The organism is Kribbella sp. NPDC056861 (genome assembly GCF_040687575.1).
GTDB lineage: Bacteria > Actinomycetota > Actinomycetes > Propionibacteriales > Kribbellaceae > Kribbella.
Genome location: NZ_JBFBNQ010000001.1, coordinates 975,418 through 988,096, shown reverse-complemented (window position 1 = coordinate 988,096; position 12,679 = coordinate 975,418). Strand labels below are relative to the sequence as shown.

At 68.0% G+C, this 12,679-nt stretch carries 8 protein-coding genes and 1 tRNA gene; 8 read left to right on the top strand and 1 reads right to left on the bottom strand.

Annotated features, from left to right (window positions below):
- Positions 1 to 10: 10 nt before the first annotated feature.
- From AB0P21_RS04450 to pyk, 5 genes are all read left to right on the top strand, one after another.
- Positions 11 to 823: a hypothetical protein gene (locus tag AB0P21_RS04450; protein ID WP_363693652.1), complete on the top strand. Its 813-nt coding sequence runs from the start codon at positions 11 to 13 to the stop codon at positions 821 to 823.
- A gap of 205 nt (positions 824 to 1,028) precedes the next feature.
- Positions 1,029 to 5,567, top strand: a complete 4,539-nt coding sequence (gene gltB / locus AB0P21_RS04445; RefSeq protein ID WP_363693651.1) for a glutamate synthase large subunit — start codon at positions 1,029 to 1,031, stop codon at positions 5,565 to 5,567.
- Positions 5,567 to 7,033 carry a glutamate synthase subunit beta gene (locus AB0P21_RS04440; RefSeq protein WP_363693650.1) on the top strand — a complete coding sequence of 489 codons (1,467 nt, stop codon included), beginning with the start codon at positions 5,567 to 5,569 and terminating at the stop codon, positions 7,031 to 7,033. The genes gltB and AB0P21_RS04440 overlap by 1 nt, the downstream gene beginning before the upstream one ends.
- A gap of 112 nt (positions 7,034 to 7,145) precedes the next feature.
- Positions 7,146 to 8,696: a metallophosphoesterase gene (locus tag AB0P21_RS04435; protein WP_363693649.1), complete on the top strand. Its 1,551-nt coding sequence runs from the start codon at positions 7,146 to 7,148 to the stop codon at positions 8,694 to 8,696.
- Positions 8,697 to 8,771: 75 nt separating this feature from the next.
- Positions 8,772 to 10,214, top strand: coding sequence for a pyruvate kinase (gene pyk / locus AB0P21_RS04430; protein ID WP_363693648.1), 1,443 nt, complete (start codon positions 8,772 to 8,774; stop codon positions 10,212 to 10,214).
- Positions 10,215 to 10,625: 411 nt separating this feature from the next.
- Here the strand turns inward: pyk and AB0P21_RS04425 are convergent, their stop codons facing one another.
- Entirely contained in the window at positions 10,626 to 11,027 is a 402-nt protein-coding gene (locus AB0P21_RS04425) for a transposase (protein ID WP_363693647.1), read from the bottom strand.
- A 136-nt stretch (positions 11,028 to 11,163) separates the two neighbouring features.
- Between AB0P21_RS04425 and AB0P21_RS04420 the strand changes: the two genes are divergently transcribed.
- The 3 genes from AB0P21_RS04420 (at position 11,164) to AB0P21_RS04410 (ending at position 12,669) form a co-directional block, all read left to right on the top strand.
- A tRNA-Leu gene (locus AB0P21_RS04420) sits at positions 11,164 to 11,246 on the top strand.
- 33 nt (positions 11,247 to 11,279) lie between these two features.
- On the top strand, positions 11,280 to 12,062 hold the full coding sequence (locus AB0P21_RS04415; protein ID WP_363693646.1) for a transcriptional regulator: 783 nt from the start codon (positions 11,280 to 11,282) through the stop codon (positions 12,060 to 12,062).
- Between the two features lie 16 nt (positions 12,063 to 12,078).
- Entirely contained in the window at positions 12,079 to 12,669 is a 591-nt protein-coding gene (locus AB0P21_RS04410) for a response regulator (RefSeq protein WP_363693645.1), read from the top strand.
- Positions 12,670 to 12,679 lie beyond the last annotated feature (10 nt).

Genomic DNA, 12,679 nt, shown 5'->3' with positions numbered 1-12,679 from the left:
CCTCTCGTGGGTGTTTCCCGCGACGATCGACCAGCGACCAGACAGCTATCTCGACCAGGTAGGCCAGGTGTTCGCGCGGTTCGACGCGACCACGCAGGACTCCGGCAACGTCTCGTACGGCGTCGAGCTGGCCGGCCAGCGGTACTTCGTCAAGACGGCAGGCGATCCCGCTGACCCGAAGCCGTTCTCCACCTTCGAGCGCCGGGAAGCGATCCTGCGCAACGCCGCGCGACTGGCCGACATGATCAGCCACCCGCTGCTGCCGGAGTACCACGGCCTGATCGAGTCGCCCAGCGGCCCGTTGCTCGTCTACGAATGGCGCGACGGCGAGCACCTCGGCAGCTCGCAGCAGCCCGGGTCGGCGTACCAGCGATTCCGCGAGCTGCCCAGCGAGCAGATCACGGCGGCGCTCGACCAGCTGTACGACCTGCACGACCTGCTCACCTCGCAGGGCTGGGTGGCCGGCGACTTCTACGACGGCTCGCTGCTCTACGACTTCGGCACCCGGCAGCTCACCGCGATGGATCTCGACGACTACCGACTCGGTGCCTACCGCAACGACATGGGCCGGATGTTCGGCTCGGCCCGCTTCATGGCTCCCGAGGAGTTCTCTCTCGGCGCGCCGATCGACGAGCGCACCACCGCCTTCGTGATGGCCCGAGCAGCCCTGGTCTTCCTCTCCGACGGCACCCTCGACCGCCCGGCATGCAAAGCCTCCGACCACCTGTACGCCGTACTCCAGGAAGCCGTCACCAGCAGATTTCCGAGCTACAGCGCCTTCCATGCGGCGTGGCGCGCCGCGGTCGGCAGCACCAGGAATTAACCGACTGGTGTCACTATGGGTAGACGACGGAGTGAGCGCTTGCTTACGGGCTGTGACAGCACCCCGATTGTGGACTGTGAAAGGCGTTCAGGCGGTGGAATGTTCGTCCATCTGCTGGGCGTCATGAGGTAGTCTCGGGACTCCCGGCTTGGGCCAGTGTTGTCCCGCGGCCAGTAGTTGACCGTAGGACGACGGGAGCTCCTGAATGTATGGTCGCGCCCCCAGTTTCATCAGGCAGAGGCCCAGCGAGGGTCTGTACGACGGACGCCACGAGCACGACGCGTGTGGTGTCGCCTTCGTCGCAACCCTGACGGGTGTACCGAGTCACGACATCGTGGCCAAGGCTTTGACCGCCCTGCGCAATCTGGAACACCGTGGCGCCTCCGGCGCCGAGCCGGACTCCGGTGACGGCGCCGGCATCCTGATCCAGATCCCGGACGCGTTCTACCGCAAGGTGTGCGACTTCGAGCTGCCGGTCGCCCGCAGCTACGCCACCGGGATCGCCTTCCTCCCGCAGGATCCCGACGACGCCGCCAAGGCGGTCGCGCGGATCGAGGAGCTGGCCGCCGAGGAGAACCTCGTCGTACTGGGCTGGCGCGAGCTGCCGATCACCCCGGAGCTGCTGGGCGCCACCGCGCGCTCGGTGATGCCGGTGTTCCGGCAGCTGTTCGTGGCGGCCAAGGTCGGCCGGGTGCTCGGCCTGGCGCTGGAGCGGATGGCCTTCCGGCTGCGCAAGCGCGCCGAGAAGGAGACCGAGACCTACTTCCCGTCGCTGTCCAGCCGCACCATCACGTACAAGGGGATGCTGACCACCGACCAGGTGGACAAGTTCTTCCCCGAGCTGACCGACCCCGACCTCGCCTCGGCGATCGGGATCGTGCACTCGCGCTTCTCCACCAACACGTTCCCGTCCTGGCCGCTGGCCCACCCGTACCGGTACATCGCCCACAACGGCGAGATCAACACCGTGCAGGGCAACCGGAACTGGATGCGGGCCCGCGAGGCGCTGCTCAGCAGCGACCTGATCCCCGGCGACCTGGAGCAGGTCTTCCCGATCTGTACTCCGGGAGCGTCCGACTCCGCGTCCTTCGACGAGGTGCTCGAGCTGCTGCACCTGGGCGGCCGGTCGCTGCCGCACGCGATGCTGATGATGATCCCGGAGGCGTGGGAGAACGCCGCCACGATGGATCCCAAGCGGCGCGCGTTCTACGAGTTCCACTCCACCGTGATGGAGCCCTGGGACGGACCGGCCTCGGTGGTCTTCTCCGACGGCACCAAGGTCGGCGCGGTACTCGACCGCAACGGCCTGCGCCCCTCGCGGTACTGGGTCACCGAGGACGGACTCGTCGTGCTGGCGTCCGAGGCCGGCGTGCTCGACATCGACCCGGCCACCGTGGTCCAGAAGGGCCGGCTCGAGCCGGGCAAGATCTTCCTGGTCGACGTCGAGGGCCACCGGATCATCACCGACGACGAGGTGAAGTCGGCGCTGGCCGCCGAGAACCCGTACGACGAATGGCTGCACGCCGGCCTGATCCGGTTCGAGGACCTGCACGACCGCGAGCACGTGGTGCACAGCCACGCCTCGGTCACCCGGCGCCAGCAGGTGTTCGGCTACACCGAGGAAGAGCTGCGGGTCCTGCTGACCCCGATGGCCAAGCTGGGCACCGAGCCGATCGGCTCGATGGGCACCGACACCCCGATCGCGATCCTGAGCGACCGGCCACGGCTGCTCTTCGACTACTTCGCCCAGCTGTTCGCCCAGGTCACCAACCCGCCGCTGGACGCGATCCGCGAGGAGCTCGTCACCTCGCTGTCCTCGTCCCTCGGTCCCGAGGCGAATCTGCTCGACCCGACCCCGGCCTCATGCCGTCAGGTGGTGCTGCCGTTCCCGGTGATCACCAACGACGAGCTGGCCAAGCTGCGCCACATCAACCTGGACGGCGACCTGCCGGGCCTGGCGACGACGGTGCTGCGCGGTCACTACGAGGTCGAGGGCGGCGGCGCGTCGCTGAAGGCCCGGATCGACGAGATCTGCGCCGAGGCCGACCAGGCGATCGCCCAGGGCGCCCGCATCCTGGTGCTGTCCGACCGGCACTCCAACGCCGAGCAGGCGCCGATCCCGTCGCTGCTGCTGACCGCCGCGGTTCATCACCACCTGGTGAGGGAGAAGACCCGTACCCAGGTCGGCATGGTGGTCGAGGCCGGCGACGTCCGCGAGGTGCACCACGTCGCCCTGCTGATGGGCTACGGCGCGGCCGGCGTCAACCCGTACCTGGCGCTGGAGTCCGTCGAGGACCTCTGCCGCCGCGGCACCTACCTGCCGGGCGTCGAGCCCGAGCAGGCCGTCCGCAACCTGGTGAAGTCGCTGGGCAAGGGCGTGCTCAAGGTGATGTCCAAGATGGGCGTCTCCACCGTCGCGTCGTACACGGGCGCGCAGATCTTCGAGGCCAACGGGCTGTCGGCCGACCTGGTCGACACCTACTTCACCGGTACGTCGTCCAAGCTCGGCGGCATCGGTCTCGACGTCATCGCCGAGGAGGTCCGCCGCCGGCACCTGCGCGCGTACCCCGCGGACGGCATCCTGGCCGCGCACCGCAAGCTGGAGGTCGGCGGCGAGTACCAGTGGCGCCGGGAGGGCGAGCAGCACCTGTTCGACCCCGAGACCGTGTTCCGGTTGCAGCACTCCACCCGCACCGGGCGGTACGACATCTTCAAGCAGTACACGTCCCGCGTCGACGAGCAGTCGGAACGCCTGATGACGCTGCGAGGGTTGTTCGGCTTCAAGTCGGGGCGCGAGCCGATCTCGATCGACGAGGTCGAGCCGGTCTCCGCGATCGTCAAGCGGTTCTCCACCGGCGCGATGAGCTACGGCTCGATCAGCGCCGAGTCGCACACCACGCTGGCGATCGCGATGAACCGGCTCGGCGCCAAGTCGAACACCGGTGAGGGCGGCGAGGACTCCGACCGGCTGCACGACCCGGAGCGGCGCAGCTCGATCAAGCAGGTCGCGTCCGGCCGGTTCGGCGTCACCTCGGAGTACCTGACGAACTCCGACGACATCCAGATCAAGATGGCCCAGGGCGCCAAGCCCGGCGAGGGTGGTCAGCTGCCCGGCCACAAGGTCTACCCGTGGGTGGCCAACACCCGGCACTCGACGCCTGGCGTCGGCCTGATCTCGCCGCCGCCGCACCACGACATCTACTCGATCGAGGATCTCGCGCAGCTGATCCACGACCTGAAGAACGCCAACCCGCTGGCCCGGATCCACGTCAAGCTGGTCTCCGAGGTGGGAGTCGGCACGATCGCGGCCGGGGTCAGCAAGGCGCACGCGGACGTCGTACTGATCTCTGGTCACGACGGTGGTACCGGTGCGGCGCCGCTCACCTCGCTGAAGCACGCGGGCGGTCCCTGGGAGCTGGGCCTGGCCGAGACCCAGCAAACCCTGCTGCTGAACGGTTTGCGGGACCGGATCGTGGTCCAGACCGACGGCCAGCTCAAGACCGGCCGGGACGTCGTCATCGCGGCGCTGCTCGGCGCCGAGGAGTACGGTTTCGCCACCGCTCCGCTGGTCGTCTCGGGCTGCATCATGATGCGGGTCTGCCACCTGGACACCTGCCCGGTCGGCGTCGCCACCCAGAACCCGGTACTGCGTGAGCGCTACGCGGGCAAGCCGGAGTTCGTGGTCAACTTCTTCGAGTTCATCGCCGAGGAGGTCCGCGAGTACCTGGCCGAGCTGGGATTCCGGACCCTCAATGAGGCGATTGGGCACGCCGACGTGCTGGACATCCAGCGCGCCGTCGACCACTGGAAGGCCGACGGCCTCGACCTGACCCCGATCCTGCACGTGCCCTCGCTGCCGGAAGGCGCCTCGCGGCACCAGACCGTGCTGCAGGACCACGGCCTCGACAAGGCGCTCGACAACGAGCTGATCCGGATCTGCGCGCCGGCCATCGACAACGGCGAGCCGGTCCGGGCGCAGCTGCCGATCCGGAACGTGAACCGGACCGTCGGCACCATGCTCGGCAACGCGATCACCAAGAAGTACCGCGCCGCCGGGCTGCCCGACGGCACCATCGACCTGACCTTCACCGGGTCGGCCGGCAACTCGTTCGCCGCCTTCGTACCCCGCGGTGTCACGCTGCGGCTCGAGGGCGACGCCAACGACTACGTCGGTAAGGGCCTTTCGGGCGGTCGCGTAGTGATCCGCCCGGACCGCAACGCGCGGTTCGACGCGGCCGACCAGATCATCGCCGGCAACGTCATCGCGTACGGCGCGACCTCGGGCGAGCTGTTCATCAGTGGTGGCGCAGGGCAACGGTTCTGCGTGCGGAACTCCGGCGCCACCGCCGTGGTCGAGTCGGTCGGCGACCACGCCTGCGAGTACATGACAGGTGGCCGCGTCGTCGTGATCGGCGCGGTCGGCCGGAACTTCGCGGCCGGCATGTCGGGCGGTGTGGCCCACGTGCTCGATCTGGAACGCACCCTGGTGAACCCGGAGCTGGTCGACCTGCTCCCGCTCACCGAGGACGAGTCCGAACTGCTGCAGGACCTGGTCCGCAGGCACCACGAGGAGACCGGCTCGGAACGGGCGGCCAAGCTGCTCGCCGACTGGGATGCCGCGGCGGCCCGCTTCACCACGGTGATGCCTCGCGACTACGCCCGCGTACTGGCGGCCAAGGCGGCTGCCGAACGCGACGGGCTGGACGAGGACGCCACCACGCGAGCGATGATGGAGGCCATCTGATGGCTGACCCGAAGGGATTCCTGACCACCCCGCGCGAGGTCGCCGACCGCCGCCCGGTGGAGGAGCGCAAGCAGGACTGGAAAGAGGTCTACCCCGGTGGGGCCGGCAAGGCGTTGCTGCCGATCATCACCAACCAGGCCGGCCGCTGTATGGACTGCGGCATCCCGTTCTGCCACTCCGGCTGCCCGCTGGGCAACCTGATCCCGGAGTGGAACGACCTGGTCTGGCGCGACGACTGGACCGGGGCGATCGAGCGGCTGCACGCGACCAACAACTTCCCGGAGTTCACTGGCCGGCTCTGCCCGGCGCCGTGTGAGCCGGCCTGCGTGCTCGGCATCAACCAGGAGCCGGTCACGATCAAGAACGTCGAGGTCGCGATCATCGACAAGGCGTGGGAGTCCGGCGACGTCCGGCCCCAGCCGCCGGAGTGGCTGACCGGCAAGACGATCGCGGTCGTCGGCTCCGGCCCGGCCGGGCTCGCGGTCGCCCAGCAGTTGACCCGGGCGGGTCACACTGTCGCGGTCTACGAGCGTGCCTCGGCGCCTGGTGGGTTGCTGCGGTTCGGCATCCCGGAGTTCAAGATGGAGAAGGCGCAGGTCGAGCGCCGGATCCAGCAGATGAAGGAGGAGGGCACCGTCTTCCGCTCCGGCGTCAACGTCGGCGTGGACGTCACCGGCACCCAGCTCAAGCAGCGGTACGACGCGGTCGTGATCGCCACCGGCGCCACCGCGGCGCGTGACCTGCCGGTGCCGGGCCGCGAGTTCGGCGGCATCCACCAGGCGATGGAGTACCTGCCGCAGGCCAACAAGGTCGCGCTGGGGCAGACGGTCGAGGACCAGATCGTTGCCACCGGCAAAGACGTGGTGATCATCGGCGGTGGCGACACCGGCGCGGACTGCCTCGGCACGGCACACCGTCAGGGCGCCCGCAGCGTCACTCAGCTGGAGATCATGCCGCGTCCTTCCGAGGAACGGCCGGCCGGTCAGCCCTGGCCGACGTACCCGATGACGTACCGGGTCGCCTCGGCGCACGAGGAGGGTGGCGACCGGGTCTACGCGGTCTCCACCAACAACTTCGTCGCCGATGCCGAGGGCAACGTTTCTGGTCTGGACCTGGTCGAGGTGGAGCTGGTCGACGGCCGGTTCACCCCGGTCGAGGGCTCCGAGCGGACCATCCCCGCGCAGCTGGTGCTGCTGGCGATGGGCTTCCTTGGTCCGGAGAAGGAAGGCTTCCTGGAGCAGCTCGGCGTCGAGCTGGACGAGCGCGGCAACGTCAAGCGCGACAAGTCCTACCAGACCTCGGTGGACGGCGTCTTCGCCTGCGGTGACGCGGGCCGGGGCCAGTCGCTGATCGTCTGGGCAATCGCGGAGGGTCGCTCCTGCGCGGCTGGGGTGGACACCCTGCTGACCGGCTCGTCGACCCTGCCGACGCCGATCCCGCCGACGGCTCGCCCGCTGGTGGTCTGAGGTTCGTTGCCTCGTACTACGGACGCTGGCGGCCGGCCGGCGTTCGTAGTACGGGGAGTGTTTCAGCGTGCCGGGATGCATCCGTTTGATCGCGCGCAATAGGTTGGTGCCTGTGTCTGGACGGCTGGTGAGCAGGGCTCGGGTCCGTAAGGCGGCGCCATGGGCCGGGTTGGTACTGCTCTGGCTGGTGGTGTCGGTCTCGGTCGGGCTGCTCGGGTTCGCCAACGACTCCGAGCGGGTCACCATCGGCGCGCACGCGGCCAACGTCTCGCCGACCTTCGACGGGCACGCGACCCTCGATCTCGGCGCGGTGCTGCCGCGGCTGCGGTTGCAGACCGACCTGCCGGCGGATCTCGGGATCAACATCGACATCCAGGAGACCGACGCCGACAACCTGACCGCGTTGCTCAGCCGGGACGCGTTGATCGCCTCGCAGCCCGACGGTGAGATCGCACGGATCCGCCAGGTGGTCCGCGAGATGGCCGTCGACAACGCGGTGGCCGGGGCCGGTTCGGGGCTGCTGGTCGCGGTGGTGGCGGCGACTTCGTGGGCGATGGTCGGCCCGCGTCGCCGCCGCGAGCTGTGGGTCGCGGTGCACAAGTCCGAGCGGCGGGTGCAGCATCGCGCGATCGTCGTACTGGTCGCGATGCTGATCACGATCGCGTCGATCTTCGGGCCCGGCCGGATGCGGACCCCGGAGACGCCGCCGACCGAGTGGCAGCCGCTGTCGAAGCTGCTGCCGGAGGTGTCGTTCGACGACCGGCTGAAGACGGTCGAGGTCGCCTCCGGTTTCTCCACCACCGGCGGGATCGGCGTGATCAAGACCGCGGTCGAGACCTACGAGCGGTCCACCGAGTTCTACGGTCAGCTCCGCGACCGGGTCAGCCGGGTCGGCGGCCGGATCCACCAGGCGGCCGAGGGCGAGACGATCGCGCTGCTGGTCTCGGACCGGCACGACAACATCGGGATGGACCCGTTCGCCGCCGAGGTCGCCAAGGTGGCCGGCGCGAAGGTGCTGATCGACGCCGGTGACGACTCGTCCTCGGGCCAGGCGTGGGAGGTGTTCTCGATCAACTCGCTGGCCCAGCACTTCAAGGACCTGAAGGTGGTCGCGGTGGCCGGCAACCACGACGCGGGCGGCCACATCGAGGACGCGATGCGGAAGAACAAGTTCACCGTGCTGGACAGCAAGCCGGTCGAGGTCGAGGGGATCCGGTTCCTGGGGGACAGCGACCCGACCCGGACAGGCCTCGGCAGCGCGGACTCGGCGGGGGACGAGACCACCGCCGAGCAGTCCAAGCGGCTGGCCGACGTGGCCTGCGAGCAGTCCGAGGACGAGCGGATCTCGACCTTCGTCGTACACGACCCGTCGTCGTTCCAGGACACCGCGAACCGAGGCTGCGCCTCGCTTCTTTTGTCCGGGCATTTGCATCGCCAGGTCGGGCCGGACACTAAGATCATCGGCGGCGAAGCGGTCACCACCTTCACCAACGGGACCACCGGCGGAGCGGCGTACGCGTTCGCTCTGGGGTACACCCTGCGGCGGCCCGGCGAGGTCACCCTGGTCACCTACGTGAAGGGCCGGCCGGTCGGCCTGCAGACGGTCGTCGCGGAGCTGACGGGCGAGGTCACGGTAGGTCCGTACAAGCCGCTGGCCGCCTGAAACGGGAGGTTGACCAGTCAGTAACCGGGGGCGGACCAGCGGCGCAGTGGTCTTGTAGGAGTAGGGTTTTGTGACGTGCGTCGCGCAAAAATTGTTTGTACGCTCGGCCCGGCTACGGCCGCCCCGGAGCGCATCCTGGAACTCGTCCAAGCTGGCATGGACGTCGCACGGCTGAACCTGAGCCACGGCGCCCACGCCGAGCACGAGCGCATCTACCACCGGATTCGCGCTGCAGCGGAGGAGACCGGCAAAAACGTCGGCATCCTCGTCGACCTGCAGGGCCCGAAGATCCGGCTGGCGGAGTTCGCCGAAGGCAAGGTCACCTTGACCTACGGCGAGCGCTTCACCATCACCACCCGGGAGGTCCCCGGTGACGTGACCATCTGCGGTACGACGTACGACGGGCTGCCCGGTGACGTCAGTCCCGGTGACCAGCTGCTGATCGACGACGGCCGCATCGCCCTGGTCGCCGAGGAGGTGACCGAGACCGACGTGATCTGCCGGGTGGTGGTCGGCGGACCGGTGTCGAACAACAAGGGCATCAACCTGCCCGGCGTCACGGTGAGCGTGCCGGCGATGTCGGAGAAGGACGCCGAGGACCTGCGCTGGGCGCTGCACCTGCCGGCCGACATGATCGCGCTGTCGTTCGTCCAGCGTGCCGCCGACATCCAGGCCGTGCACAAGATCATGGACGAGGAGGGTCACCGGATCCCGGTGATCGCCAAGATCGAGAAGCCGCAGGCGGTCGCCAACCTGGACGAGATCATCGAGGCCTTCGACGGCTTCATGGTCGCCCGCGGCGACCTCGGCGTGGAGCTCCCGCTGGAGGAGGTCCCGCTGGTCCAGAAGCTGATCATCGACCAGGCCCGGCTGAACGCGAAGCCGGTGATCGTCGCCACCCAGATGCTGGAGTCGATGATCTCCGCCCCCCGGCCGACCCGTGCCGAGGCGTCCGACGTCGCCAACGCGGTGCTCGACGGCGCCGACGCGGTGATGCTGTCCGGCGAGACCAGCGTCGGCCGGTTCCCGATCGACACCGTCAAGACGATGGCCCGGATCGTCGCCTCCACCGAGCAGCACGGCCTCGGCCGGGTGGCCGAGATCGAGTGGGAGCCGAAAACCAAGGGCGGCGTGATCGCCAAGGCGGCCGCCGACGTCGCCGAAGCCCTGAACGCGAAGATGCTGGTCGCCTTCACCCAGAGCGGCGACACCGCCCTGCGGCTGGCCCGCTACCGCACCGAGATCCCGGTGCTCGCGTTCACCCCGGTCCCGTCCGTCAGCGCCTGGCTAAGCGTCGTCTGGGGCATCGAAACCCACATCGTCCCCACCGTCCAGCACACCGACGACATGGTCCGCCAGGTCGACCAGCGGCTGCTGGAACTCGGCAAGCTCGAAAAGGGCGACCTGGTCGTCATCGTGGCCGGCTCACCGCCCAGCATCCCGGGCTCCACCAACGCGCTCCGCGTCCACCGCATGGGCGACGCCATCGGCGGCGCAGCCCCGGCGTACCGGGTCTGAGGTAGTACCAGGCATTAAAGCCAAAAAAGAACAACAAGAAATTCAGTGAGCTGTACTCGAGGCAGCCGGTTACTTGAACGGCTGCCTCGACGTGCGAAAGAAGAGCAACAACAGCAAAGACAAGCCAAGAAGAAGTTTTTGAAGTGGTGGCTCGGGCGGCATGTCAGGTGTGCACCGCAGGTGGCGAAGCACGTAGAGACCAGGTTCAGCCGCAGTGACAAGCTGCGGAGCTGTGGCCAAGGCAGCCGGACGACCTGCTTATGACTTCGGACCGACGTGCCTGTCGAGTACGGCGACACCCTCACGTCGGGCTACGGACAAGACACTGGTGCGGGACATTCGCCAGGGAATCCCGAGCAGGTCCAGAGCCCATTGGCAGAGCGCCATGATGTCGGCTGACTCGTTGGAGAACTAAGACCAGTGCTTCCAGTAAGAGACTAGTGACGTGTAGCCAACCGCTTGGATCCTGTGCACCGGCCGACTGGGATGGATGACCGCGATCGCGGTGGCTGCCTCGTCGATCAGCCGCGGGTACTTCGTATCACACGCGATCCGCAGCGCGTAGACCTGCTTCTTGCCCTCGGACAAGCAGCCGTCGCCGAGGTACAAGCCGAGCAAATACGCGTATGGCGCCGCAAGCGGCCTCCTGCCGGCGCAGAGCGGGCAATCAACCACCTCGTACTCCGCACCGACCTTGTTCCGCCAGTCCCGGAGCGTGGCGCGACTCACCCCGGTTCGCCGGCTCACCGAGCTCAAGCTCTCGCCGGCCGCGAGTGCTTGCCTCGCCAGCCGCCGCGTTCGCCCGTCGTGCACGAGCCAAGCTTGTCAGCGGCCACCGACAGTCGGCTTGTGGTGGCATGCGAAGAGTCGGCGTGGACGACACGCACGTCGCTGGAGGGGGCAAGGTGCAAGGTTGAACCCGGACCCGCTAGAGTTTCTCTGCAACCTTGCCGGGTTGGCGGAACGGCATACGCGATGGTCTCAAACACCATTGCCCGCAAGGGCTTGTGGGTTCGAATCCCACACTCGGCACAAGAATGTCGGTGGCTCGCGCCACCATTGGGCATGCCTCACTTCAGGTCGCAGGAGACGGTTGACTCCGCGTTGCGGATGTCGGACAGCGGCGTCAGCGATCGGGTCAACGCGCAGATCCATGACGTCGCGGTCAAGACCATCAAGCGGTGGCGGCGGCAATATCAGGAGTTGGGGTTGCCGCGGGGGACCGGATTCAGGCCCACGCCGTGTCCGCGGTGCGACGGTGCCGAGCTCGATGAGGCGGCGTACGCGTTGTTGCTGGGCTGGTACCTGGGTGACGGGCACATCGTGGCGGCGAAGCGTGGTGTGTACACCCTGCAGATCGCGAACGATCAGAAGTACCCGGTACTGAGTGACGAGGTGGCGGCGACGATGCGGTTGGTCAAGCCGACTGCGAGCCCCTGTCTGAGAGGCGGGTCCACCGCTACCCGGATCGAGGTGCGGTGGAAGCACTGGCCTTGCCTGTTTCCTCAGCACGGTCCGGGGCGGAAGCATCTGCGGAGGATCGAGCTGGCGGACTGGCAGCGGGAGATAGTTGCCGAGTACCCCGAAAAGCTGCTGCGGGGGTTGTTCCACTCGGATGGTTGCCGGTTCGTGAACTGGGCCAGCAAACCGGCGGTGGACGGTGGCAGCAAGCGGTACTTCTACGTCCGGTACATGTTCTCCAACGAGTCCGAGGACATCCGCAACATACTGACCGATGCCCTGGAGCTGCTCGGTATTCCCTGGCGGAAGCCGCGGGTGAACGTGGTGGCGGTGAGTCGGCGGGAGGGGGTCGACGCGCTCGATCGGTTCGTCGGGGGGAAGAGCTGAGCAGGGGATCGATAAGGTGGCCTGTGTGAATGCCAAACGGGTCGTGATTGCTGAGGACGAGGCTCTGATCCGGATGGATCTTGCCGAGATGCTGGCCGAGGAGGGGTACGACGTGGTCGGCCAGGCCGGTGATGGTGAGGAGGCCATTCGGCTGGCGATCGAGCATCGGCCGGATCTGGTGATCCTGGATGTGAAGATGCCGAAGCTGGACGGGTTGAGCGCGGCGGAGAAGATCGCGGGGGAGCGGATCGCTCCGGTGCTGATGCTGACCGCGTTCTCGCAGCGGGAGCTGGTGGAGCGGGCCCGGGACGCCGGGGCGATGGCGTACCTGGTGAAGCCGTTCTCCAAGGCCGATCTGTTGCCGGCGATCGAGATCGCGGCGTCGCGGTACGTCGAGCTGGCCGAGCTCGAGCGCGAGGTGGCGGATCTGGCCGAGCGGCTGGAGACGCGCAAGCTGGTCGACCGGGCCAAGTCGGTGCTGCAGACCAAGTTCGGGTTGTCCGAGCCGGACTCGTTCCGGTGGATCCAGAAGACCGCGATGGACAAGCGGGTCTCGATGCGTCAGGTGGCCGAGCTGGTGGTGGACGAAGCCGGCGGCACCGACTGATCAGGACGGC

What these genes read in the sequence shown, in the direction of transcription:
- gltB (WP_363693651.1), top strand. Translation starts at nt 1,029, where the DNA reads ATGTATGGTCGCGCCCCCAGTTTCATCAGGCAGAGGCCCAGCGAGGGT.
- AB0P21_RS04440 (WP_363693650.1), top strand. Translation starts at nt 5,567, where the DNA reads ATGGCTGACCCGAAGGGATTCCTGACCACCCCGCGCGAGGTCGCCGAC.
- AB0P21_RS04415 (WP_363693646.1), top strand. Translation starts at nt 11,280, where the DNA reads ATGCCTCACTTCAGGTCGCAGGAGACGGTTGACTCCGCGTTGCGGATG.